The sequence below is a fragment of the Microbacterium sp. 70-16 genome (assembly GCF_001898315.1).
Classification (GTDB): domain Bacteria; phylum Actinomycetota; class Actinomycetes; order Actinomycetales; family Microbacteriaceae; genus Microbacterium.
On the sequence record NZ_MKTQ01000008.1, the window covers coordinates 1 to 24,769 of the forward strand.

The following is a 24,769-nucleotide window of genomic DNA, read 5'->3' on the forward strand; positions in this document are numbered from 1 at the left end:
GGTGGCGGTGGCAGTCATTGTCTGTCTCTTTCGGTGTGGTCGTTACTTGCCGGATGCCAGGGCATCGGCGCCGCCGACGATCTCGGCGATCTGCTGAGTGATCTCGGCCTGACGCGCGTTGTTGCGCAGGCGGGTGTAGTCGGTGATGAGCTTGTCGGCGTTGTCGCTCGCGCTCTTCATCGCCTTCTGTGTCGCGGCGTGCTTGGCAGCCGACGACTGCAGCAGTGCGTTGAACACGCGGCTCTGCACGTACGTCGGCAGCAGTGCGTCGAGGACGACCTCGGGGCTCGGCTCGAACTCGTACAGGGGGTACACCTGCGTCGCGGCCGTCTCGTCGGTGCCTTCTTCGGCTTCAACGACCTCGAGGGGCAGCAGACGCACGGTCTGCGGCTCCTGGGTCATCATGCTGACGAAGCGGTTGAACACGAGGTGGATCTCGTCGACGCCACCCGCCTCTTCGCCGCCCAGGTCGTAGGCGTCCAGAAGGGCGCCGGCGATCTGCTCGGCCGTGTTGAAGTGCGGCGTGTCGGTGTCGCCGATCCACTCCCCGGCCGACGGCAGGCGCCGGAACTGGAAGTAGCCGACGGCCTTGCGACCGACGAGGTAGTACTGCACGTCCTTGCCCTGCGACCGCAGCAGTTCGCCCAGCTGCATGCCCTCGCGGAGGATCTGCGAGTTGAATGCGCCGGCGAGTCCGCGGTCGGAGGCGAAGATGACCACCGCGCTGCGGCGGATCACTTCACGCTCGGTCGTGAGCGGGTGCTGCGTGTTGGAGTGCGTCGCCACGGCGGAGACGGCGCGCGTCACGGCCCGCGAGAAGGGTGAGGACGCGCGCACGCGCGCCATCGCCTTCTGAATGCGCGAAGCCGCGATGAGTTCCATCGCCTTCGTGATCTTCTTGGTCGTCTGAGCAGAAGAGATCTTCTGCTTGTAGACCCGGAGTTGTGCGCCCATGGCTCAGTCTCAGTCGCCGGGCCTCAGCCGCGGCGGCCCTTGACGATCTGCGCCTGGTTCACGTCCTCCTCGTGCGCGGCAGCGACCTCTTCGTGGCCCGGCTTGTTGATGGCCTGGCCCTTGCCACCCTGGAACTCCAGGATGAAGGCATCCGTCACCTTGTCGAGCTCGGCGAGCGTGGCGTCATCGAGGACGTTGGTCTCGCGCAGCGTGTCGAGGATCGTCGTGTTGCGCTTGAGGTAGTCGAGCAGGTCGCGCTCGAAGCGGAGCACGTCCTCGACCTCGATCGAGTCGAGCTTACCGTTGGTGCCGGCCCAGATCGAGACGACCTGCTCTTCGACGGGGTACGGGTCGTACTGCGGCTGCTTGAGCAGCTCGGTCAGACGCGCACCACGGTCGAGCTGACGACGCGAGGCTGCGTCGAGGTCGGACGCGAACATCGCGAACGCCTCGAGCGAGCGGTACTGGGCAAGCTCGAGCTTGAGCGTTCCCGAGACCTTCTTGATCGACTTGACCTGAGCGTCACCACCGACACGCGAGACCGAGATACCCACGTCGACAGCGGGGCGCTGGTTGGCGTTGAACAGGTCGGACTGCAGGAAGATCTGGCCGTCGGTGATCGAGATCACGTTGGTCGGGATGTACGCCGACACGTCGTTGGCCTTCGTCTCGATGATCGGCAGGCCCGTCATCGAACCCGCGCCCAGCTCGTCCGACAGCTTCGCGCAACGCTCGAGCAGACGCGAGTGCAGGTAGAAGACGTCGCCGGGGTATGCCTCGCGGCCCGGCGGGCGGCGCAGCAGCAGCGACACGGCTCGGTAGGCCTCGGCCTGCTTCGACAGGTCATCGAAGATGATCAGGACGTGCTTGCCGCCGTACATCCAGTGCTGGCCGATGGCCGAACCGGTGTAAGGGGCGAGGTACTTGAAGCCGGCGGGGTCGGATGCGGGAGCGGCGACGATCGTCGTGTACTCCATGGCTCCGGCGTCCTCGAGCGCACCCTTGACGGAGGCGATCGTCGAGCCCTTCTGGCCGATGGCGACGTAGATGCAGCGGACCTGCTTGTTGACATCGCCCGAGTCCCAGTTGGACTTCTGGTTGATGATCGTGTCGATCGCGATGGCCGTCTTGCCGGTCTGGCGGTCGCCGATGATGAGCTGGCGCTGGCCGCGGCCGACGGGGATCATGGCGTCGATAGCCTTGATGCCGGTCTGCATGGGCTCGTGCACGCTCTTGCGCTGCATGACGCCGGGCGCCTGCAGCTCGAGGGCACGACGACCCTCGGTCGCGATGTCGCCGAGACCGTCGATCGGGTTGCCGAGCGGGTCGACGACACGGCCGAGGTAGCCGTCGCCGACGGCGACCGACAGGACCTCACCGGTGCGGGTGACCTTCTGGCCCGCCTCGATGCCGGAGAAGTCGCCGAGAACGACGACACCGATCTCGTTCTCGTCGAGGTTCAGCGCGAGGCCCTCGATGCCGTTCTCGAAGCGGACGAGCTCGTTCGCCATGACGCCGGGAAGACCCTCGACGTGGGCGATGCCGTCGGCCGCGTCGACGACCGTGCCGACCTCGGTCGCACTCGCGGACGCCGGCTCGTAGGCGGCGACGAAGTCCTTCAGCGCATCCCGGATGGCATCGGGGCTGATGGTGAGATCTGCCATGGTGTTCCTTCTGTTTCAGCCAGCGAGGCGCTGGCGCAAGTCGTTGATTCGGGAAGAGACAGTGCCGTCGATGACGTCGTCGCCGATCTCCACACGCATGCCGCCGAGGACCTCGGGGTCCACGATGACGTTGACGGTGACGTCGCTGCCGTAGCGCGTGCTGAGCGCCTGCGCGAGGCGCTGCTGCTGCGCGGCATCCAGCGCCGTGGCGACACGCACCGTCGCGACCGTTCGGCCACGCTCGTCGGCGACGAGGCGCAGCGCACGATTCAGCAGGGCGCGCACACGCCGCTCACGCGGCTGCTGCACGAGCTGCGACGCGATGAGCGTCGTCGCCGCACTCGCCTGACCGGAGAACAGCTTCTCGATGAGTGCACCCTTGGCGGATGCCTCACCGAGGCGGCTGCCGAGGGCGAGCTCGAGCTCGGGGTTCGCCGCGACGGTGCGGGCGACCTGGAACAGCTCCCCCTCGACGTCGGCGTCCGGTGCTCCGATGGCGGCGGCGCGGATCGCGAGTTCCTCGATGCCGGCGATGAGGTCCTCGACCGAGGACCACCGCTGCGACACCGCAGATGCCACGAGCTGCACCGACGTCGCGCCGAAACCGGCGAACACGGTGCGGGCGACCTGAGCGCGCGCCGCTGCCGGCGCGCCCCACGACGAGAGCGCGCCGCTCAGCTGCGCCGACTCGGCGATCTCGCGCGCGGCCGCGAACAGCTCGCGGGCGACCGTGAGGTCGCTCACCTTCGCTGCCTTCAGCTCGGCGGTGGTCGTCGCCAGTGCCTGAGTGGTCGCGCTACCCATTACTTCGTCTTCTCGAGGTCGGCGAGGAAGCGGTCCACGACACCCTTGGCCTTCGCGTCGTCGGAGAGGGACTCACCGATGACGCCGCCGGCCAGGTCGAGCGCGAGCGTACCGACCTCGCTGCGCAGCGAGACGAGCGCCGTCTGACGCTCGGCCTCGATCTGCGAGTGCGCGGCGGCCGTCAGGCGGGATGCCTCGGCAGACGCGTTCTCACGCGCCTCGGTGACGATCTTCTTGCCGTCCTCACGGGCGGCGTCGCGGATCTCACCGGCCTCCTTGCGAGCGTCGGCCAGCTGCGCGGTGTACTCCTCCAGCGCGGCCTCGGCCTTGCGCTGTGCCTCATCGGCCTTCGCGATGTTGCCTTCGATGGCGGCAGCGCGCTGGTCGAGCAGGTCCTTCATCTTGGGCAGAGCGACCCGCCAGAAGATGAAGAGGATGATGACGAAGCAGACCGCCGACCAGAGAATGTCGTACGGAGCCGGCAGAAGCGGGTTGTGCGCTTCGGTCTCGGCGGCGTACGCGACAAGATTCGACATCCTGTCTCCTTAACTGGTGGGAGCGATCAGAAGCCGAAGATGAAGGCGGTCGCGATGCCGATGAAGGCGAGCGCCTCGGTGAAGGCGATACCGATCCACATCAGGACCTGCAGGCGACCGGCCAGCTCGGGCTGACGGGCGACACCCTCGATCGTCTTGCCGACGACGACGCCCACGCCGATGGCGGGGCCGATGGCGGCGAGGCCGTAGCCGACCGTCGCGATCGAGCCGGACAGTCCAGCAGCAACCGTGGTTGCGTCCATGGGGGTTTTCCTTTCGGGGTTGGGTGGGAGAACCGGGAGGTTCGCCCGCTCAGTGCTCTTCTGCCACCGCGAGCTGAATGTAGACCGCGGTGAGGATGGTGAAGACGTATGCCTGGAGGACGGCCACCAGGAGTTCGAACAGGGTGAAGACGAAGCCGAAGGCGAGCGAGCCCGCCGCCAGTGCCGACCACCAGCCGCCCAGCGTGAAGAGGAAGAACTGGGTCGCGGCGAAGAACAGGACCAGCAACAGGTGGCCGACCATCATGTTCATCAGGAGTCGGAGCGTCAGCGTGACGGGACGGATGATGAAGGTCGAGATCAGCTCGATCGGAGTCACGATGATGTAGATCGGCCACGGCACGCCCGAGGGGAACAGCGAGTTCTTGAAGAAGTTCTTCGGGCTCTTCTTGATGCCGGCGTAGATGAAGGTCACGTAGCTGACGACGGCCAGCAGCAACGGCACGGCGATGATCGCGGTGCCGGCGATGTTCAGGCCGGGGATGACACCGGTCAGGTTCATGAACAGGATCATGAAGAAGATCGTCGTCAGGATCGGCAGGAAGCGCTGCCCGTCCTTCTTGCCGAGCAGGTCTTCCGCGATGCCGGTGCGGACGAAGTCGAGGCCCATCTCGACGAGGCTCTGGAAGCGCCCCGGAACGACGCGCATGTTGCGCGTGCCGAGCCAGAAGATCACGACGAGTGCGATCGTCGCGATGAACTGGATCAGGTGGATCCGGGTGACCGGGACGCCGAGGATGTCGAAGAGGACTTCGGGGAAGAACTCATCGATCGACGGTCCGTGGAACTCGCCGCCGTCAGTGGCGGTCTTGGCGATCAGGCTCGCAAGTTGGGTAAACAGCGCTGGCTCCAGCTTCGGGGTACCGGCAGGAACCGGTGCGACGATGGTCGGTGTGAGCGTCACTGCGCACGCGTTGCGCGGGGCGCGACGGGCGCAGAGACAGCCTATCAGTCTCGAGAGGCGTTCTTGTCCGCAGACGGACCCTCCCCTTCTTCCGGCAGGTCGGCTTCTTCCGACACGTCAGCCAGGGTCGGCAGCGGAGTGTCGACGACCGGCACGCGCATCCTCAGCATGACGAGCACGTCGATCACGAGGGAGACGACGACACTGGCCACGAGCGCGACGAAGAACACCGTGTTGTTGAGCCACGGTGCACCCCGCAGGGCGAGCAGGACGACGATGAACACGACGAACTTGACGATCCACCCACCCATTACTGAGCCGAAGAAGATCGGCACGTAGAGCGGATCGCCGTGCCAGCGGTTCGCGATCAGGATCGTCGCGGCGGTGAATCCCAGGAACACCGCAGCCAGCAGGATCGCGACGAGCGCGCTCCACAGGCCCGACGTGCCGGCCACGGCGTAGCCGACGATGGCGCCCACGACGGCGAGCACGCCGGTCGCGACCGCCGACCAGATCAAGGTGCGGCGCAGCAGCGGGTTGCTCGTGACTTCGCGGTCGTTCGGGGCGGATGCCTCGGTCATGGGGTCCTCAGTTCGATGATGCCGGCGCATCGGCGGCGGCGCGGGAGATGACAGGGGTGGCGGGCTTCGACGGCAGCAGGGTCACGGCGACGCAGGCGATGGCACCCAGCAGCAGGTACGTGACGCCGCCCCAGTAGCCGCCCGGCCAGGCCTGGGTCGTGCCGATGTACATCAGCAGCACGCCGATCGAGACGATGGCCGTCCACGAGTAGAAGACGAGGACGGCGGCGCGGTCGCTGTGCCCCATGTCGAGCATGCGGTGGTGCAGGTGCTTGCGGTCGGGTGAGAACGGCGACTGTCCCTTGCCCATCCGGCGCACGATCGCCATGCCGAAGTCGAGCAAGGGCAGCAGGACGACCACGACGGGCAGCAGGATCGGCAGGAACGCGCCGAGCAGCTGTGAGCGACCGAACACGTCGTTGTCGCCGAGCACATGCGGATCGAGCGTCCCGGTGACATAGATGGCCGAGGTCGCCATGAGCAGCCCGATGAGCAGGGCTCCCGAGTCGCCCATGAACAGCTTCGACGGGTTCCAGTTCAGCGGGAGGAACCCGATGCAGATGCCGATGATGACGACGGCGAGCAGTGTGGCGAGGTTCGCGTAGCTGGCGACGCCCTGGTCGCGCGCGACGAGGTACGTGTAGACGAAGAAGACGAGGTTGGCGATCAGCGCGACGCCGGCGACGAGGCCGTCGAGTCCGTCGACGAAGTTGACGGCGTTCATCACGATGACGATCGCGAACACCGACAGCGCGAAGCTCACCCAGCTCGACACGACGATCTGGCCGCCGAAGGGAATCGCGAAGATCTGGATGCCTCCGAGCCCCACGATGATCCCCGCCGCGACGAATTGCGCGCCGAGCTTGATCATCCAGTCGAGGTCCCACAGGTCATCCGCCACCCCGACGATCACGATGAGGGTCGCCGCGCCCAGGATCGACCAGACGGCCGCGGGGTCTGACCAGATGACATCGAAGTACTGGATCTGCGACGAGAGGGCGAAGGCGGCCAGCACGCCGAGGTACATCGCGACCCCGCCGATGCGGGGTTTGGGCGTCGTGTGCACGTCGCGCTCGCGGATTGCCGGATACAGCTTGAAGCGCAATCCGAATCGCCACACCGCCGCGGTGAACCCGAGGGTCGCCACCGCCGTCACGATGGCGACGAGGATGTAGAGCTTCACGCCGGGCCGTCCGCCGGCCGTGCACCGCCGTCGCCGGGCAACGGGGCATCCGGATCGACGGGCTCGAGCAGGTCGCCGAGGATCTCGTGCACCTGCTCGCGACTGATGGCCCCGTCACGCAGCACACGCACGCGCCGGTCGCCGGTGACCAGACCCGTCGCATCGATGATCGTGGATGCCACACCCGTGGTCGACGGGCCGCCGTCGAGGTAGACCGAGACCGAGTCCCCCAGCATGTCGATTGCGCCGTGCACGTCGATCGCGGCGGCGCGGCCGGTCAGGTTGGCGCTCGAGACGGCGAGCGGGCCGCATTCTTCGAGCAGTTCCAGGGCGAAGCGCTCGGCAGGCATCCGCAGCGCGACCGTGCCGCGGGTCTCGCCGAGGTCCCATGACAGCGACGGCTGCGCGGGCAACACGATCGTGAGACCGCCCGGCCAGAACGCCTCAACGAGGCGTTCGACCGGCTCGGGAACCTCGGCGACGAGCGCCCGCATCGTGGCGACGCCGGCCACCAGGACCGGCGGCGGCGACTGGCGCCCGCGGCCCTTCGCGGCCAGCAGCCGCGCAACGGCGTCGGGGCTGAACGCATCGGCGCCGATCCCGTAGACGGTGTCGGTCGGCAGCACGACAAGCTCACCACGACCGATCGCTTGGCGTGCCCGGCGCATCGCGGGCAGCAGCTGCTCGGCATCGCGGCAATCGAAGACCTCAGACATATCCCACCCAGTCTACGTTTCGACGCGTTGCGCGTTCAGCCCAGCGGATGCCCATGTCGCCGTCACCGATGCGGGTCGCGTCACGGCCGCAGCGCCGTCGTCGCGCGATCGCGCAGCGTCAGGTCGGGATGCGTCGCGGCGGCGCGCCACCCTGCGGCGGTCAGCAGCCCGCGGATCGGCGCACCCTGCCACTCGCCGTGCTCGAGGACGAGCGTGCCGCCCGGCCGCAGCAGTCGCAGGCCGACGTCGGAGAGCGTGCGGACGACATCGAGTCCGTCCTCGCCCCCGTACAGAGCCGACGGCGGGTCCCAATGCCGCACTTCGGGCTCGCGCGGAATCGCGGCATCCGGCACGTATGGCGGATTCGAGACGAGCACCGCGACCTGTCCGTCCAACTCGGGGAAGGCCGATGCCAGGTCGATGAACGCCAGGTGCGCCGCCGGGGCGAGGGCGGCGAAGTTCTCCTTCGCCCAGATGAACGCGTCGACGGCGTTCTCGGCGGCGTGCACGCGCGCGTTGGGCACCTCGGTCGCCATCGCGAGCGCCAGCGCGCCCGATCCGGTGCCCAGATCGACGGCGACCGGCTCGGCGTCGGGCACGGCTCGCAATGCGTCGATCGCGAGCTGCGCGACCATCTCGGTCTCGGGCCGCGGCACGAACACACCGGGGCCGACGCGCAGTTCGAGGTGCCGGAAGGGCGCGAGCCCCGTCAGATGCTGCAGCGGCTCGCGGGCGGCGCGGCGCGCGACGAGATCGGCGAAGCCGGCGGTCTCGGCCGGAGCATCCGCCCCGCGCAGCGCCGCGGCGGCCAGCTCGCCCCGACTGAGGCCGAACACGTGCGCCGCGAGCAGCTCGGCGTCGACATCGGGCGTCGGCACACCGGCGGATGCCAGCGTCACGGCAGCGTCGCGCAGCAGGTCGCTCAGCGATGCCGGCTTCCGGTCGCCCAGCGACGCGGGCGCGCCGGATTCTCGCTCGGTATTCATGGGTCATCCCAGCCTATCGGCGCCGTGCGCGGCGTGATGATTCGTCACATTCGACCGCCCGAGAACACGATCCGCCTAGGCTGAAAGTCACCTAGCCCTCGAGTCCACCACCCGAGGTGATCTCTCTCTTTGCCAGAAAGGCAGGCCATGTCCGGCATCCACTCCGACATCACGAGTTCGTTCGGCAACACCCCGCTCGTGAAGCTCAACCGCGTCGCCGAGGGGCTGCCCGGCACCGTGCTCGCGAAGCTCGAGTACTTCAACCCCGGCTCGAGCGTCAAGGACCGCATCGGCATCGCGATCATCGACGCCGCTGAGGCGGCCGGCGCGCTGCAGCCCGGTGGCACGATCGTCGAGGGCACGAGCGGCAACACGGGCATCGCCCTCGCCCTCGTCGGCGCGGCGCGCGGCTACAAGGTCATCCTCACGATGCCCTCCTCGATGTCGATCGAGCGTCGCCAGCTGCTGAAGCGCTTCGGCGCGGAGCTCGTCCTCACCGACCCCGCGGGCGGCATGAAGGCGGCCGTCGCGAAGGCGCAGGAGATCGTCGCCGAGACGCCCGGTGCGATCCTCGCCAGCCAGTTCGAGAACGCCGCCAACCCCGAGATCCACCGCAAGACGACCGCCGAGGAGATCTGGCGCGACACCGACGGTGCCGTCGACGTGTTCGTCGCGGGCATCGGCACGGGCGGCACCATCACGGGTGTCGGTCAGGTGCTCAAGGAGCGCAAGAGCGACGTCACCGTCGTCGCGGTCGAGCCGACCGCCTCGCCGCTGCTGTCGACCGGCACCGCCGGACCGGCGAAGATCCAGGGCATCGGCCCGAACTTCGTGCCGCCGATCCTCGACACGACCGTCTACGACGAGATCGTCACCGCCGAGTTCGACGACGCAATCGCCACCTCGCGTGCCCTCGCCGCTCAGGAAGGCATCCTCGCGGGCATCTCGTCGGGCGCAGCTGTCTGGGCCGCGCTGCAGATCGCCGCACGCCCCGAGTCGGCCGGTAAGAACATCGTCGTGATCGTCCCCGACACCGGTGAGCGCTACCTGTCCACCGCGCTGTTCGACGATCTGCGCGAAGACTGACCCCGACCCGTATCCGGGGCACGTATCATCGGCCACGGGCCTCGGTTGCACCGGGGTCCGTGGCCGTATCCGTCGCCCCACTCCCCTGCTGACCCCGCACTGACTCGAGAGGCTCCCGTGCCCGGCATCCACTCCGACATCACCACCGCGTTCGGTCAGACCCCGCTCGTGCGCCTGAACGCGCTCACCGAGGGGCTGCACGCGGAGGTGCTCGCCAAGCTCGAATTCTACAACCCGGGGTCATCGGTCAAAGACCGCCTCGGGTTCGCGCTCGTCGAGGCCGCGGAAGCCTCAGGAGAGCTGCAGCCCGGCGGCACGATCGTCGAGTCGACGAGCGGCAACACGGGCATCTCGCTCGCGCTGATCGGAGCGGCGCGCGGCTACAAGGTGATCTTGACGATGCCGGCATCGATGTCGAAGGAGCGCCGCACGCTGCTGAAGGCCTACGGCGCCGAACTCGTGCTCACCGACCCGTACAAGGGCATGACCGAGGCCGTCGAGACCGCCCAGCGCATCGCCGCCGAGACGCCGGGAGCCGTGCTCGCGCGCCAGTTCGAAAGTGCCGCGAACGCCGCGATCCACCGCCGCACGACCGCGGAGGAGATCCTGCGCGACACCGACGGGCAGCTCGACTGGTTCGTCGCAGGCTCGGGCACGGGCGGCACCGTGACGGGCGTCGGCCAGGTGCTGCACGAGCGGCTGCCGGGTGTGAAAGTTGCGCTCGTCGAGCCCAAGGACTCCCCCGTGCTCACCGAAGGACGCGCGGGCGGGCACCGCATCCAGGGCATCGGCCCCAACTTCGTCCCCGACGTGCTCGACCGCTCGGTCGTCGACGAGATCTTCGACGTCGAGTTCGACGACGCGATCCGCGTCGCCCGCGAGTTGGCGGCGCGCGAAGGCATCCTCGCCGGAATGTCGGCGGGAGCCGCCGTCTGGGCCGCCCTGCAGATCGCCGCGCGGCCGGAATCGGCCGGGCAGCGCATCGTCGTGATCGTGCCCGACAGCGGCGAACGGTATCTGTCGACCGCCCTGTACGCGCACCTGCAGGAAGAGCCCGCGAAGTGAAGCGCGCGTTCGCACGTGTGCGCGAAGACCTCGCCGCGGCGATGCTGCGCGACCCCGCCGCGCGCAGCAAGGTGGAGATCGCGGTGCTCTACTCGGGGCTGCACGCGATCTGGTCGTACCGCCTCGCGCACGCACTGTGGACGCGGGGCTTCCGCTTCCTCGCGCGGGCCCTGTCGCAGTTGACGCGGTGGCTGACCGGCATCGAGATCCACCCCGGCGCGACGATCGGGCGGCGCTTCTTCATCGACCACGGCATGGGCGTCGTGATCGGCGAGACCGCCGAGATCGGCGACGACGTCATGCTCTACCACGGCGTGACCCTCGGCGGTCAGACGCACGATCGCGGCAAGCGGCATCCGACGCTCGGCGACGGGGTCGCCGTCGGCGCGGGCGCGAAGATCCTCGGCCCGATCACGATCGGCGCGCGTTCCGCCGTCGGCGCGAATGCCGTCGTGACGAAGGATGCCCCGGAGGACTCGGTGCTCGTCGGCGTCCCCGCCAAGCCGCGCAAGCGCGCCGCCGGTGAGGACACCCGCGCCCTGCTCACCGCGCCGGAGTACTTTATCTGAGGTCAGGCCGTCGCGGCGCGAGAACAGGCAACCGCGCATGAACAGGCGAATCCGCGTGGCATCCGCCTGTTTTGGTGCATCTGCCTGTTTTCGGCAGTGGATGCCCCGGGTCAGGCCGTCGCGTCGCGGCGGTCGTCGACCTTCTTCTTGATGAACAGCGCCGGCAGCAGCCAGGTCGCGAGCGCCGTCGCGAGCCACACGATGACGGGTGCGATGAGCCACGTCCACCAGGGCGCGCCGATCGTGAGTCCGGCGCCGGGGATGATCACGGTGATCAGCAGCGCCGCGAAGGTCGAGACGATGCCGATGCCGCCGAGCAGCGCGGGCGCGTTGCGCCGCGCCACCGTGGCGAGCCACGGCGCGAGGATCGACTGCAGCACCGCGAAGATGACGATCGCGAGGATGAATCCGAGCGGGTTGCCCCAGTCGATCGTGAAGCCGTCCAGGACGAGGTCGGCCACGATGAGGCCGATCGCTGCGGACAGCAAGAAGATGAGCGCGCGCAGCAGGAACATGATCATGCGCTCACTGTATCGACCTACGCGTCGCCTCCGCCGAGGGCGGCCAGCCGCGCCTCTTCGTCGGCCGTGATCGCCGACTCGATGATCGGCTCGAGCGCCCCGTCCATCACCTGATCGAGGTTGTACGCCTTGTACCCCGTGCGATGGTCGGCGATGCGGTTCTCGGGGAAGTTGTATGTGCGGATGCGCTCCGAGCGGTCCATGCCGCGGATCTGCGAACGACGGGCGTCGGATGCCGCGGCATCCAACTCCTCCTGCTGCTTGGCGAGCAGGCGCGCACGCAGCACGCGCATGCCGGCCTCGCGGTTCTGCAGCTGGCTCTTCTCGTTCTGCATCGAGACGACGATCCCGGTCGGGATGTGCGTGATGCGCACCGCCGAATCGGTCGTGTTGACCGACTGCCCACCCGGGCCCGACGAGCGGTACACATCAATGCGGAGGTCGTTCTGGTCGATCTGCACCTCTTCGGGCTCGTCGACCTCGGGGAAGACCAGCACGCCCGTCGTCGAGGTGTGGATGCGCCCCTGCGACTCGGTCGCGGGCACCCGCTGCACGCGGTGCACACCGCCCTCGTACTTCAGATGCGCCCACACGCCCTGCGCGGGGTCGGAGCTCGAGCCCTTGATCGCGACCTGCACGTCTTTGTAGCCGCCCAGGTCGGACTCGTTGCGCTCGAGCAGCTCGGTCTTCCAGCCCTTCGAGGCGGCGTACTGCAGGTACATGCGCAGCAGATCGGCGGCGAACAGCGCCGACTCGGCGCCGCCCTCCCCCGCCTTGATCTCCATGATCACGTCGCGCGCGTCGTCGGGATCGCGCGGGATCAGCAGGCGCCGCAGCTTCTCGGCGGATGCCGCGACCTGCTCCTCGAGCCCGGGGACCTCGGCCGCGAAGGCCTCGTCCTCGCCGGCGAGCTCGCGCGCGGCATCCAGATCGTCGGATGCCGCGACCCACGCATCGTGCGCCGCGACGATCCGGCTCAGCTCGGCATAGCGCCGGTTGACCCGCTTCGCGCGTGCGGCGTCAGCGTGCACGGCGGGATCGGAGAGTTCCTCCTGAACCGCCTTGTGCTCCGCGATCAGCCCGGCGACGGACTCGAACACGATCAGCGGATGCTGTTCTCGTGCCCGTGGCTGTGGCCGCCGGCGGCAGGAGCCGGGATCGACTTCTGCATCTGCACGAGGAACTCGACGTTGCTCGAGGTCTCCTTGAGCTTGCCGAGCACGACCTCGAGCGCCTGCTGCGGGTCGAGGCCCGCGAGGGCGCGACGCAGCTTCCAGGTGATCTTGACCTCGTCGGGGCTCAGCAGCATCTCTTCGCGACGCGTGGACGACGCGTTGACGTCGACCGCCGGGAAGATGCGCTTGTCGGCCAGCTGGCGGCTCAGACGCAGCTCGCTGTTGCCGGTGCCCTTGAACTCCTCGAAGATGACATCGTCCATCTTCGAGCCGGTCTCGACGAGCGCCGTCGCGAGGATCGTGAGCGATCCGCCGTTCTCGATGTTGCGCGCGGCACCGAAGAAGCGCTTGGGCGGGTACAGCGCCGACGCGTCGACGCCGCCGGACAGCACGCGGCCGCTCGTCGGGGCCGAGACGTTGTAGGCGCGACCGAGGCGCGTGATCGAGTCGAGCAGCACGACGACGTCGCGGCCCAGCTCGACGAGACGCTTGGCGCGCTCGATCGCGAGCTCGGCGACCGTCGTGTGGTCTTCGGCGGGGCGGTCGAAGGTCGAGGCGATGACCTCGCCCTTGACGGTGCGCTGCATGTCGGTGACCTCTTCGGGCCGTTCGTCGACGAGCACGACCATGAGGTGGACCTCGGGGTTGTTCGTCGCGATCGCGTTCGCGATCTGCTGCAGCACGATCGTCTTGCCGGCCTTGGGCGGCGCGACGATGAGGCCGCGCTGGCCCTTGCCGATGGGGGCGACGAGGTCGATGATGCGCTGGGTCAGCTTTTCGGGCGCGGTCTCCAGGCGCAGGCGGTCCTGCGGGTAGAGCGGCGTCAGCTTGCCGAACTCGACGCGGTTCGCGGCGTCGTCGACCGACAGGCCGTTGATCGCGTCGACCTTGACCAGCGCGTTGTACTTCTGGCGGCTGGACTGCTCACCCTCGCGCGGCTGCTTGATGGCACCGACGACGGCGTCACCCTTGCGCAGGTTGTACTTCTTGACCTGACCGAGCGAGACGTAGACGTCGCTTGTGCCGGGCAGGTACCCGGTAGTGCGGACGAACGCGTAGTTGTCGAGCACGTCGAGGATGCCCGCGATCGGGATGAGGATGTCGTCCTCGCCGATCTCGGTCTCGAACTCGTCGCCGCCCTGGCCCTGCGGACGGCGCTTGTTGCGCTGCCGGCCGCGGCCCTGGGCCTGCTCGTCGTCGGAGTCGGACTTGGCCTCGTCGGCGGCCGGCGCGTTCTGCCCGCCCTGGCCGTTCTGGGTGTTGTTCTGGCCGCCGTCCGTCTTCTGACCGCGGCTGCGGCTGCGGCTGCGCGACCGGCTGCGGCTGCGCGTCGGCGTCTCGCTCTCGGCGGGCGCCTCGGCGCCTTCAGCGGCGGCCTCGGCACTTTCGGCGGGGGTCTCAGCGCCCTCGGCGACGGGCGCGGCGGCGTCACCGTCGACGGGCGCGGCGGCTGCGTCACCCTCAGCTGGCGCGTCGGATGCCTCGACAGCGGATGCCTCGGCGGCCGGTTCCTCGGCGGGAACGGCGGCCTCAGCCTCGGCGGGTGCATCCACGGGAGCAGCGTCGGCCGCGGGAGCCTCGGCGGCGAGCACGTCGGTGCTCTTCGCGCGGCGCGGCGCGCGCTTGCGCGGCGCCTTCACGGGCGGGGCCTCGAGGACCTCCGCGGCGGGCTCGACAGCGGCCTCGGGCGCAGACTCAGCAGCAACCTCGGGCTCGACAACAGCCTCGGGCGCGGCCTCCGCCACGACCTCGGCGGCAGGCTGCTCGGCCGGCGCCTCGACAGCCGCCTCTTCAGCAGCAGCCTCTTCAGCGGCGGGCTCCTCGACGGGTGCCTCCGCCTCGGCGGCGGGCTCGACGACAGCCTCGGCGGCCTCCGTCACGACCTCCGCGACAGGGCTCTCGGTGTTCACGACCTCCTGCGCCGCGGCATCCTCGCGCGGGGCTTCGTCGGTCTCGGACTGGATCTCGGAGAGGGACTCCACGAGTTCTCCTTCAATAGATGTGTGGACAGACAGATCCGCACAGACGCCGTCCACGGCAGGCGCTGACCCGGGACGCATCGACATCCGGCTGGACGTCAGATGGTGCAAGGGTGACTATGCGGGGGTTCGCAGAATTGCGACGGAGGCCAGACTCACGGGTATTCCGTGGAACCCTCCGTATAGTCCCTCACTGTACCACCCCTCACATCGACGGCGAGCATGAGGGGCTCCCACGGTGTGTCCGAGGCGGATGCCGCGACGCGCGCCGCGTCTTGCCGGCGACCCGGCCCGTCGGCGAGCACGAGCACGCTCGGGCCCGCCCCCGAGACGACCGCCGCGAAGCCCTCGGCGCGCAGCGCGCGCACGAGCGCGTCGGTCGCAGGCATCGCCTGCGCGCGGTACGACTGGTGCAGTTTGTCTTCCGTCGCCGCCATCAGCAGCTCGGGGCTCTGCATGAGTGCCGCGATCAGCAGCGCCGAGCGCGAGACGTTGAAGACGGCGTCCTCGCGCGGCACCTGCAGCGGCGCGAGGCCGCGCGCGACCGAGGTCGACATCGTGAACTCGGGCACGAACACGAGCGGCGAGACACCGCGGTGCACGAGCAGCTTCTTGTGCTGCGGGCCGTCCTGGTCCATCCACGCGATCGTGAGCCCGCCGAACAGCGCCGGCGCGACGTTGTCGGGGTGCCCCTCGAGTTCGGTCGCGAGCCGCAGCAGCGTGTCGGCGCTGAACTCGATGTCGCCCGCGAGCAGTCCCTTCGCGGCGAGCAGTCCCGCCACGACGGCGGCGCCCGACGAGCCCATGCCGCGCCCGTGCGGGATCGTGTTGTGCGCGGTCAGATGGATGCCGGGCATCCGCCGCCCGACCGACTCGTACGCGTAGGCCATCGCGCGCACGACCAGGTGCGAGGCATCCGTGGGCACGTCGCCCGCACCCTCGCCGGTGACCTCGATCTGAAGCCCCGGCTGCGGCAGCGCTGACACGACCAGCTCGTCGTACACGCTCAGCGCGAGGCCGAGCGTGTCGAAGCCGGGGCCGAGGTTCGCGCTCGTCGCGGGCACGCGCACCGCGACGGTGCGCGTCGCGTCGGAGGGAACGGAGACCACCTGCGTCATGCCAGGTTCAGGACCGAGGCGACCTCGCTCGTCGTCGCGTCGACGACGGTCGGGGTGACCTCGCTGCCGTCGGCGTTGCGCAGAGCCCACTGGGGGTCCTTCAGGCCGTGGCCGGTGACGGTGAGCACGACCTTGGCACCCGCCGGGATGACCCCCGCCTCAGCGCGGTCGAGCAGGCCCGCGACGCTGATCGCCGAACCGGGCTCGACGAAGACGCCGACGGTGGATGCCAGCAGCTTCTGCGCCGCGAGGATGCGCTCGTCGGTGATCGCGCCGAACCAGCCGTCGGTCGCGTCGCGCGCCTCGAGGGCGAGATCCCACGATGCCGGGTTGCCGATGCGGATGGCGGAGGCCACCGTCTCGGGGTTCTTGACGACCTCACCGCGCACGAGCGGAGCCGAGCCCTCGGCCTGGAAGCCGAACATGCGCGGCACGCGCGTCGCGACGCCGCGGGCGGCCTCTTCGCGGTAGCCGCGCGTGTATGCCGTGTAGTTGCCGGCGTTGCCGACCGGGATGAAGTGGAAGTCGGGGGCATCCCCGAGCTGCGACACGACCTCGTAGGCCGCCGTCTTCTGGCCCTCGATGCGGTCGGGGTTGACCGAGTTGACGAGGTGCACGGGGTAGTTGTCGGCGAGCTCGCGCGCGATCTCGAGGCAGTCGTCGAAGTTGCCGCGGATCTGGATCAGCTGCCCACCGTGGATGACCGCCTGGCTGAGCTTGCCCATCGCGATCTTGCCCTCGGGCACGAGGACGGCCGCGGTGATGCCGGCGTGCGCCGCGTAGGCGGCGGCGGATGCCGAGGTGTTGCCGGTCGAGGCGCAGATGACCGCCTTCGCACCGTGCTCCACCGCGCGCGAGAGCGCGACGGTCATGCCACGGTCCTTGAACGAGCCCGTCGGGTTCATCCCCTCGAACTTCACGTACACATCGGCACCGGTCATCGCCGACAGCGACGCCGCCGGGATCAGGGGCGTGCCACCCTCGCCGAGCGTGACGACGGTCGAGGCGTCGGTGACGCCCAACCGGTCGGCGAACTCGCGCAGGACACCCTGCCACACGTGGACGGTCTTCGTGTTCTCGGCCATCTTCTCGTCTCCTTGGTTCAGCTTGTCCGCGAGGCCGTCGGCCTCAGTCGCCCTCGACCCGCAGCACCGACACGACCCGCGTGACGACGCCGCTCGCGGCGAGCCGCTCGACCGTCTCGCTGAGGTCCTGCTCAAGTGCCCGGTGGGTCCCAATGATGATCCGGGCCAGCCCCGGCTGTCCTGTGGTCCCTGAGCTTGTCGAAGGGCCCTGCGTCAGCACCGTCTGCTCGACCGTCGCGATCGACACGCGTCCGTCGCTGAGGATGCCCGCGACGGTCGCCAGCACACCCGGCGTGTCCGACACCTCGAGGGTGATCTGGTAGCGGGTCGTCACGCGGCCGACCGGCAGCACCGGCAGGTTCGCGCGCGTCGACTCGCCCACGCCGACGCCGCCGGCGATGTGGCGGCGGGCGGCCGACACGACATCGCCGAGCACGGCCGAGGCGGTCTGCACGCCGCCGGCGCCCGCGCCGTAGAACATGAGGTTGCCGGCGGCTTCGGCCTGCACGAAGACGGCGTTGTTGGCGCCGTGCACGCTCGCGAGCGGGTGCTCGCGCGGGATCAGGGCCGGGTACACGCGCACCGAGATCGCCTCACCGCTGGGCGAGGCATCCGTGCCGCTGAGGCGCTCGCACACAGCGAGCAGCTTGATGACGTAGCCGGCCTTGCGCGCGGCATCCATCATCTGCGTGTCGATCTGCGTGATGCCTTCGCGGTGCACGGCATCCAGCGGCACGGCCGTGTGGAAGGCGAGGGATGCCAGGATCGCCGCCTTCTGCGCGGCGTCGAAGCCCTCGACGTCGGCGGTCGGGTCAGCCTCCGCATAGCCCAGGGCCTGCGCATCGGCGAGCACGTCGGCGAAGTCGGAGCCCTCGCGGTCCATGCGGTCGAGGATGTAGTTCGTCGTGCCGTTGACGATGCCCATGATCCGCTGCACGCGGTCACCGGCGAGCGAGTCGCGCAGCGGGCGGATGATCGGGATAGCACCGGCGGCGGCGGCTTCGTAGTAGACCGACGCGCCCACCTGGTCGGCGGCGTCGAAGATCTCGGGGCCGTGCGTGGCCAGCAGCGCCTTGTTGGCAGTGACGACGTCGGCGCCCGAGCTGAGCGCGAGCAGGATGTTGCTGCGCGCGGGCTCGATGCCGCCCATCAGCTCGATGACGATGTCGGCGCCGGTGATGAGCTCGTCGGCATCCGTCGTGAACAGCTCGCGGGGAAGCTCGACGTCGCGCGTCGCGTCGGGGTTGCGGACGGCGATGCCCACCAGATCAAGCGCGGCGCCGGCACGGTCGGCGAGTTCATCGCCGTGCTTGCGCAGCAGCGCGGCAACCTGGGAGCCGACGGCTCCGGCCCCGAGCAGGGCCACACGCAGGCGTCGGTAGTCGGTCACATTTCCTCCTGGGGGCGGGCGGACGCGGCGATGCCGGCGTCACGCGCCAGCAGGTCGTCGATCGTCTCGCCCCTGACGATGACGCGCGCCGCGCCGCTGCTGACAGCGACGACGGGCGGTCGGGGCACGTAGTTGTAGTTGCTCGCGAGCGAGAAGCAGTAGGCGCCCGTCGCGGGCACGGCGACGAGGTCGCCCTCGGTCACGTCGCCGGGCAGATACTCGGCATCCACGACGATGTCGCCCGATTCGCAGTGCCGCCCGACGACGCGCGCGAGCGCGGGTTCGGCATCCGAGACGCGCGAGGCGATGCGTGCCGAGTACTGCGCGCCGTAGAGCGCGGGGCGGGCGTTGTCGCTCATGCCGCCGTCGACGCTGACGTACAGGCGGGTGAGGTCGTCGGCGACGCGGACGGGCTTGACCGTCCCGACCTCGTAGAGGGTGACACCCGCGCGGCCGACGATCGACCGGCCAGGCTCGAACGCGAGGTTCGGCAGCGGCACGCCACGGGCCTCGCACTCGCGCGCGACGGCGTCGACGATGCCGTCGGCGAGCTCTTCGATCGGGGTCGGGGTGTCGGCCGAGGTGTAGGCGATGCCGAAGCCGCCGCCGAGGTTCAGCACGGCGATCTCACCGCCCTGACGAAGGTCGGCGTACAGGTCGACGAGGCGCGCGGCCGACTCGGCGAACCCCGCGGTGCCGAAGATCTGCGAGCCGATGTGGCAGTGCACGCCGACCAGGTGCAGCGACGGCAACTCGCGGATGCGGGCGACGACGGCCGGGGCATCCGCCAGCGCGAAACCGAACTTCTGGTCTTCGTGCGCCGTCGCGAGGAAGTCATGCGTCTCGGCGTGCACGCCCGTGTTCACGCGGATGAGCACGTTCTGCGCCGTCTCGCCCGTGCGTCCGAGCCGCTCGGCGATCGCGGCGAGGCGTTCGACCTCGGTCAGCGAATCTATGACGATCGACCCGACGCCCAGCTGCACAGCGCGCTCGAGTTCTGCGACCGACTTGTTGTTGCCGTGCACGCCGATGCGCGGCGGTTCCGCACCACCCGCGAGCGCGACGGCGAGCTCACCGCCGGTCGCGACGTCGACGGCGAGACCCTCTTCGGTGACCCAGCGGACGACCTCGGTCGACAGGAATGCCTTGCCGGCGTAGTACACGCGCGCCTGGATGCCGTGCCGCGCGGTGGCATCCTCGAACGCCGCACGGACGCGACGGGCGCGCGCGCGGACCTCGTCCTCATCGAGGACGTACAGCGGCGTGCCGAACCGCTCACGCAGCTCGGCGACCGAGACCCCGGCCACCTGCAGCACGCCCGCATCGTCGCGGCCGGCGGAGGGCGGCCAGACGGCGGCGACGAGGTCGTTGGCATCGCTTGGCACGCCGAGCCACTCCGGCACGAGAGGACGGTCGGGAGCGGCTGACACGGAGAGCACCAATCGGGGTGGGAAGCGGGACGCGGGCGGAATGATCACGCCCGATTCGTCGTCGCGGACAGTCCTTGCATTCTAGGGCACCCCGGCATTACGCCCCGCGCATGCGCGACCTCGCTCGGCGCCGGTGCTCGTCGTCGGGGGTCGCCGGCGGGGTCAGGCGCACGTGCCGGGCTCGCGCGCGGCTGGGTCGTGCAGGATCGCGCTGCTGATCTCGAGGTCGGCCACGACGCCGGTGCGCTCGACGGTCACACCGGTCAGGTCGATCGCCGCCGGGTAGTACTGCGCGAGGCACACGTCCCAGTCGCGGATGACGGTCGTCGCGATCGCGCCGAACTGGGCGACGAGCGCATCGGCGGAGATCTCGGCCCCCGCGACTCTCAGCGTCGTCGGCGTCAGCACGAGCTGCCCGTTCTCGGCGCGCGCCGCGAGATCGACGCCGACCGGCACCGTGAGAGCCAGCACCTGCAGGTCCATCGAGATGCCGACCTCGGGCGGGTCGAGCGTGACCGTATCGGCGGGGAACCCGTCGATCGTTCCGAGCAGCGCCTCGAGCTGCGCCTCATCGAGCGTCACCGTCGCGGTCGCGCTGCTCCAGTCGCCGTCGCCGCGGATGTGGACGTCATCGGCGGTCACCACCACGTCCGCGACGAGCGCGGGCGTCGCCGTGTCACCGCCGAGCGGCAGGTCGTCGGACGAGATCGTGACCTTGGCGAAGCTGCCGATGATGAGCTGCGGCAGGATCGGCCCGGGGATATCGATGTCGATCGGCTGATCGGCCGGCACGGCGAGCTCGGTCGTGATCTGGTCGCGAATCGTGCGGTCGACGATGCCGCGGGCGATGTACTCCCCCGCGAACCACGCCGCGACGACCAGGCCCACGATCACAAGGACCGCGATCAGCCACGGCCAGCGGCGAGGCTTGGCGGATGCCGGGGCATCCGTCTGCAGCACCCATCGCGCCGTCGGGTCGGGCAGCGGCTGCGTCGGGTGCTCGTCACTCATCGTCACATGCGCTCGGGGGCGCTGACGCCGAGCAGGTCGAGGCCGTTGCGCAGCACCTGACCAGTCGCGTCGTTGAGCCACAGGCGGGTGCGGTGCAGGTCGGTGACCTCTTCATCGCCGAGCGGTGTGACGCGGCAGTTGTCGTACCAGCGGTGGTAGAGGCTCGCGAGCTCTTCGAGGTAGCGCGCGATGCGGTGCGGCTCGCGCAGCTCGGCGCCGAACGCGACGATGCGCGGGAACTCCTGCAGCGCACCCAGCAGCGCCGACTCGGTCTCGTGATCGAGCAGTTCGGGTGCGAACGCGTCGCGCGTGACTCCGGATGCCTCGGCGTTGCGCGCCACGTTGTGCGTGCGGGCGTGCGCGTACTGCACGTAGAAGACGGGGTTGTCGTTCGTGCGCTTCGTGAGGATCTCGGGGTCGAGCGTCAGCGGCGAGTCGGCGGGGTACCGCGCCAGCGAGTAGCGCAGGGCGTCAGTGCCGAGCCAGTCGCGCAGGTCGTCGAGCTCGATGATGTTGCCGGCGCGCTTCGACAGGCGCGCGCCGTTGACCGACACGAGCTGGCCGATGAGCACCTCGATGTCCTTCTCGGGGTCATCCCCCGCCGACCCCGCGAGTGCCTTGAGGCGGTGGACGTAGCCGTGGTGGTCGGCGCCGAGCAGGTAGATCTTGTGCTGGTAGCCGCGGTCGCCCTTGTTCAGGTAGTACGCGGCATCGGCGGCGAAATAGGTGTACTCACCGTTGGACCGACGGATGACCCGGTCTTTGTCGTCGCCGAAGTCGGTCGTGCGCACCCACACGGCACCCTCGGCGTCGAACACGTGCCCCTGCCGGCGCAAGCGGTCGACAGCCTCGTCGACGAGGCTCGGCTCGCCGTTCGCGCCCTTCGCGTGCAGGATGCGCTCGCTGAAGAACACGTCGAAGTGCACGTTGAACTTGACGAGCGACTCCTGCAGATCAGCGAGCTGCAGTTCGTAGGCCAGGTCGCGCGCGACGGTGACCTGCTCGTCGGCGTCCAGGGCCAGCAGGTCGGGTCGGCGCGCGAGCACGCGCTGGGCGAGGTCGTCGATGTAGGAGCCGGGGTAGCCGTCTTCAGGGGTCGGCTCGCCCTTGGCCGCCGCGAGCACCGAGCGGCCGAAGCGCTCCATCTGGGCGCCGGCGTCGTTGATGTAGAACTCACGCACGAGCGTCGCGCCACTCGCGAGCAGTACACGCGCCATCGAGTCGCCGAGTGCTGCCCACCGCGTGTGGCCGATGTGCATCGGGCCGGTGGGGTTCGCGCTGACGAACTCGAGGTTGATGCTCTGGCCGCGCTGGGTCTCGTTCGTGCCGAACGCGGCGCCCGCCTCGACGATCGCCTTGGCGAGTGCGCCGGCGGCCGCGGCATCCAACCGGATGTTGATGAACCCGGGGCCGGCCACCTCGACACTCGCGACGCCGTCCACCTCGGCGAGTCCCGCCGCGATCTCGGCGGCGAACTCGCGCGGGTTCGCGCCGACGGCCTTGCCGAGCTTGAGCGCGGCGTTGGATGCCCAGTCGCCGTGGTCGCGGTTGCGCGGACGCTCCAGCGGCAGGTCGGCCGCCGTCAGGCCCGCGCTCGCGCCGGGGCGTCGCGCCTCGGCGAGGGGCACGATGACGGCGAGCAGGGCTTCAGCGAGGGCATCAGGATTCATAGCCCATCAATTCTACGGGCGCCCGCCGCCCCGGCCTGTGCGCGCGGTGCGCGCGGGCGGTGCGCGGCGTGCGCGCGGGCGGTGCGCGCTCCCCCTACCCTGACCGCGAGACTTCAGTGGTGCACCGAGACTGCAGCGCACGGGTGCTGTCTCGGTGCACCAGTGCTGTCTCGCGGGTGGGGCGGGTGCGCGGGTGACGCGGGGCGCGCCGCTCTCCCCCGCCCGCCCCGGGGTCCCACCCATCCGCGAGACTGCGACTGTGCGACGAGACTGCGCGCGCGGCGCGCTGTCTCGTCGCGAGAACGCAGTCTCGCCGGGCGAGCGGGCGACGCGCGGCGGGCGCGCGACGGTCAGGCGAGCTGGATGGGGTCGGCGAAGTCGTCGAGAGCGGGGTCGGATGCCGCGGCGACGGCAGCGGCGACGTCCACGTCGGCGGTGTCGTCGGGCACGACGCAGGCATCCACCCGCATGCGCTGCAGCCCGACGTAGCCGCCGTGGTAGCTGAGGAACGCGCAATCCGCGGCATCCCGGCCGGTGGCGATGCGCACGAGCGAGCGGCGATTCGCGAGCCGCGTGGCGTCGATGACGTACCAGCTGCCGTCGAGGTAGGCCTCGGCGACGGCGTGGAAGTCCATCGGGTCAAGTCCCGGGGCGTAACAGGCGGCGTAGCGGGCGGGCATGTCCATCGCGCGCAGCAGCGCGATGACGACGTGCGCGTAGTCACGGCAGACGCCCTGGCCGGTCATCAGCGTCGTGACGGCCGAGTCGGTGCCCTGGCTCAGACCCGGCGTGTATGTCGTGCTCGTCGCGACGAACTCGCTGACGGCCGTGATGAGGTCCATGCCGGAAAGACCCCGGAACTGACGGCGCGCCTGCGTGAACACCTCGTCGGACTGGCAGTACCTGCTCGGGCGCAGGTAGGTGATGGCTTCGAGGTCGCTCGTCGAGCGCTGCGCGACGTGCCCGTCGATGAGGGCTTCGTAGCGGACCTCGAGGCGGCCGGAGTCGCCCTGCAGGCGGTGCAGACGGCTGCCCGACTGGTCGATGATCTCGGTCGGCGTGTACACGCGGTCGCCCTGCGTGAAGGTGAGTTCCTCGCGCAGAACGGGCGCCGGCTGGGCCGCCGCGATCTGGAAGATGAGGTCGACGGACGCCCCCAACTGCAGGTCGAGTTCGGCGGTCACAATGCGTTGCACCGGGATATCCTCGCATGCCCACGGGGGTGGTTTGTACACCCCTTGAACGGATTGCTTTCGCGATCGTCCGCACCGTGTTCTAACCTCGTCGCATGCACGCCTCCAGCCCCCTGCCCCGGCGGGGTCGCGCCTGGGTCCTGCCGTTGCTCGCGCTGGCCGTCGCGGGGGTTGTCGGCCTCGCCGTCTGGCGGCCCTGGTCGACACCGGAAGCAATCGTCGCGGCGGGCGACGGAACCGTCGCCGTCCCCACCGAACCCGAGGCGCTCGAGCTTCCCGAAGACCCCACGGTGCTCGTGTTCGGCGACTCGTGGACGTACGGCTCCGCCGCCTCGACGCCCACGCTCGGCTACGCGTACGTCATCGCCGAGATCGCGGGCTGGACGACGATCGTCGATGGCATCCGCGGATCCGGCTACCTCAAGGCGGGCATCGACGGCCCGGACTACGGCACCCGCATCGCCGAACTCGATCCCACGCTCGATCCCGATCTCATCATCGTGCAGGGTTCGATCAACGATCGGCGTCTGCCCGCGGCGGGGTACCGTGCCGCCGTGGATGCCGCATGGGATGCCCTCAGCCAGACCTACCCGCGCGCGCAGATCGTGATCCTCGGACCCGCGCCGCAGGTGCTGCCCGTCGAGTCGGCGACGGCGCGCATCGACCGCGACCTCGCCGCCGCAGCCGCGGAGCGCGGCTGGTGGTACATCTCCCCGCTCAAGGAGGAGTGGATCACCTCGGACAACTACCTCGACATCATCGACACCGGGGCCGGCAACAACCACCCCTCCACCGCGGGTCATCGCTACCTCGCCGAGCGGCTCACAGAGGCGGTCGCAGCCATCACGCGGTGATACCCTCGATCGGT

The 24,769-nt window shown here is 69.6% G+C and carries 24 protein-coding genes; 4 read left to right on the top strand and 20 right to left on the bottom strand.

The genetic code is table 11. The features are described 5' to 3' along the window. Positions 1-42 precede the first annotated feature (42 nt). The 10 genes from BGO46_RS00520 to prmC form a co-directional block, all read right to left on the bottom strand. Complete coding sequence (locus tag BGO46_RS00520; RefSeq protein ID WP_292897125.1) at positions 43-954, bottom strand: F0F1 ATP synthase subunit gamma; 912 nt, start codon at positions 952-954, stop codon at positions 43-45. Between the two features lie 23 nt (positions 955-977). Then, positions 978-2,618 carry a F0F1 ATP synthase subunit alpha gene (atpA, locus tag BGO46_RS00525; protein ID WP_292897123.1) on the bottom strand — a complete coding sequence of 547 codons (1,641 nt, stop codon included), beginning with the start codon at positions 2,616-2,618 and terminating at the stop codon, positions 978-980. Between the two features lie 15 nt (positions 2,619-2,633). Further along, positions 2,634-3,422 (bottom strand): F0F1 ATP synthase subunit delta, encoded by a 789-nt coding sequence (locus BGO46_RS00530; protein WP_292674801.1) that lies wholly within the window; start codon positions 3,420-3,422, stop codon positions 2,634-2,636. Next, positions 3,422-3,958 (bottom strand): F0F1 ATP synthase subunit B, encoded by a 537-nt coding sequence (locus BGO46_RS00535; protein WP_292674799.1) that lies wholly within the window; start codon positions 3,956-3,958, stop codon positions 3,422-3,424. The genes BGO46_RS00530 and BGO46_RS00535 overlap by 1 nt, the downstream gene beginning before the upstream one ends. A gap of 26 nt (positions 3,959-3,984) precedes the next feature. After that, on the bottom strand, positions 3,985-4,221 hold the full coding sequence (atpE, locus tag BGO46_RS00540) for an ATP synthase F0 subunit C (protein WP_292674796.1): 237 nt from the start codon (positions 4,219-4,221) through the stop codon (positions 3,985-3,987). 49 nt (positions 4,222-4,270) lie between these two features. After that, entirely contained in the window at positions 4,271-5,143 is an 873-nt protein-coding gene (atpB, locus tag BGO46_RS00545) for a F0F1 ATP synthase subunit A (RefSeq protein ID WP_292674794.1), read from the bottom strand. A gap of 44 nt (positions 5,144-5,187) precedes the next feature. Then, positions 5,188-5,724 (bottom strand): hypothetical protein, encoded by a 537-nt coding sequence (locus tag BGO46_RS00550; RefSeq protein WP_292674791.1) that lies wholly within the window; start codon positions 5,722-5,724, stop codon positions 5,188-5,190. 7 nt (positions 5,725-5,731) lie between these two features. Further along, a complete protein-coding gene (locus tag BGO46_RS00555) occupies positions 5,732-6,907 on the bottom strand; it encodes an MraY family glycosyltransferase (protein ID WP_292674789.1) in 1,176 nt (391 codons plus the stop codon). Beyond that, on the bottom strand, positions 6,904-7,623 hold the full coding sequence (locus tag BGO46_RS00560) for an L-threonylcarbamoyladenylate synthase (RefSeq protein WP_292674786.1): 720 nt from the start codon (positions 7,621-7,623) through the stop codon (positions 6,904-6,906). The genes BGO46_RS00555 and BGO46_RS00560 overlap by 4 nt, the downstream gene beginning before the upstream one ends. A gap of 80 nt (positions 7,624-7,703) precedes the next feature. Beyond that, positions 7,704-8,609 carry a peptide chain release factor N(5)-glutamine methyltransferase gene (prmC, locus tag BGO46_RS00565; RefSeq protein WP_292674785.1) on the bottom strand — a complete coding sequence of 302 codons (906 nt, stop codon included), beginning with the start codon at positions 8,607-8,609 and terminating at the stop codon, positions 7,704-7,706. 147 nt (positions 8,610-8,756) lie between these two features. Here prmC and cysK (BGO46_RS00570) point away from each other — a divergent pair, with 147 nt between their 5' ends. The 3 genes from cysK (BGO46_RS00570) (at position 8,757) to epsC (ending at position 11,329) form a co-directional block, all read left to right on the top strand. Beyond that, the gene (gene cysK, locus BGO46_RS00570; protein WP_292674782.1) at positions 8,757-9,695 is read left to right on the top strand and encodes a cysteine synthase A; all 939 of its coding nucleotides are present in this window, start codon (positions 8,757-8,759) and stop codon (positions 9,693-9,695) included. A 117-nt stretch (positions 9,696-9,812) separates the two neighbouring features. Further along, positions 9,813-10,760 carry a cysteine synthase A gene (gene cysK / locus BGO46_RS00575; protein WP_292674779.1) on the top strand — a complete coding sequence of 316 codons (948 nt, stop codon included), beginning with the start codon at positions 9,813-9,815 and terminating at the stop codon, positions 10,758-10,760. After that, complete coding sequence (epsC, locus tag BGO46_RS00580; protein WP_292674776.1) at positions 10,757-11,329, top strand: serine O-acetyltransferase EpsC; 573 nt, start codon at positions 10,757-10,759, stop codon at positions 11,327-11,329. The genes cysK (BGO46_RS00575) and epsC overlap by 4 nt, the downstream gene beginning before the upstream one ends. Positions 11,330-11,439: 110 nt before the next feature. Here epsC and BGO46_RS00585 read toward each other — a convergent pair whose 3' ends face one another. From BGO46_RS00585 to BGO46_RS00630, 10 genes are all read right to left on the bottom strand, one after another. Beyond that, complete coding sequence (locus BGO46_RS00585; protein ID WP_292674774.1) at positions 11,440-11,850, bottom strand: hypothetical protein; 411 nt, start codon at positions 11,848-11,850, stop codon at positions 11,440-11,442. Positions 11,851-11,867: 17 nt separating this feature from the next. After that, positions 11,868-12,950 carry a peptide chain release factor 1 gene (gene prfA / locus BGO46_RS00590; protein WP_292674772.1) on the bottom strand — a complete coding sequence of 361 codons (1,083 nt, stop codon included), beginning with the start codon at positions 12,948-12,950 and terminating at the stop codon, positions 11,868-11,870. A gap of 2 nt (positions 12,951-12,952) precedes the next feature. Next, a complete protein-coding gene (rho, locus tag BGO46_RS00595) occupies positions 12,953-14,905 on the bottom strand; it encodes a transcription termination factor Rho (RefSeq protein ID WP_292674827.1) in 1,953 nt (650 codons plus the stop codon). Between the two features lie 254 nt (positions 14,906-15,159). Then, positions 15,160-16,122 (bottom strand): homoserine kinase, encoded by a 963-nt coding sequence (thrB, locus tag BGO46_RS00600; RefSeq protein WP_292674769.1) that lies wholly within the window; start codon positions 16,120-16,122, stop codon positions 15,160-15,162. Continuing rightward, complete coding sequence (thrC, locus tag BGO46_RS00605; protein ID WP_292674766.1) at positions 16,119-17,207, bottom strand: threonine synthase; 1,089 nt, start codon at positions 17,205-17,207, stop codon at positions 16,119-16,121. The genes thrB and thrC overlap by 4 nt, the downstream gene beginning before the upstream one ends. Before the next feature lie 43 nt (positions 17,208-17,250). Then, the gene (locus BGO46_RS00610; protein ID WP_292674763.1) at positions 17,251-18,597 is read right to left on the bottom strand and encodes a homoserine dehydrogenase; all 1,347 of its coding nucleotides are present in this window, start codon (positions 18,595-18,597) and stop codon (positions 17,251-17,253) included. Further along, positions 18,594-20,027, bottom strand: coding sequence for a diaminopimelate decarboxylase (lysA, locus tag BGO46_RS00615; RefSeq protein ID WP_292674761.1), 1,434 nt, complete (start codon positions 20,025-20,027; stop codon positions 18,594-18,596). The genes BGO46_RS00610 and lysA overlap by 4 nt, the downstream gene beginning before the upstream one ends. A gap of 162 nt (positions 20,028-20,189) precedes the next feature. Further along, positions 20,190-21,038, bottom strand: coding sequence for a DUF2993 domain-containing protein (locus BGO46_RS00620; RefSeq protein WP_292674759.1), 849 nt, complete (start codon positions 21,036-21,038; stop codon positions 20,190-20,192). A 2-nt stretch (positions 21,039-21,040) separates the two neighbouring features. Further along, positions 21,041-22,708: an arginine--tRNA ligase gene (locus BGO46_RS00625; protein ID WP_292674756.1), complete on the bottom strand. Its 1,668-nt coding sequence runs from the start codon at positions 22,706-22,708 to the stop codon at positions 21,041-21,043. Positions 22,709-23,058: 350 nt separating this feature from the next. Further along, on the bottom strand, positions 23,059-23,904 hold the full coding sequence (locus BGO46_RS00630; protein WP_292674753.1) for a transglutaminase family protein: 846 nt from the start codon (positions 23,902-23,904) through the stop codon (positions 23,059-23,061). Positions 23,905-23,996: 92 nt separating this feature from the next. On the opposite strand from BGO46_RS00630, the gene BGO46_RS00635 reads away from it, so the two are divergent. Further along, on the top strand, positions 23,997-24,755 hold the full coding sequence (locus tag BGO46_RS00635; protein WP_292674750.1) for an SGNH/GDSL hydrolase family protein: 759 nt from the start codon (positions 23,997-23,999) through the stop codon (positions 24,753-24,755). Positions 24,756-24,769 lie beyond the last annotated feature (14 nt).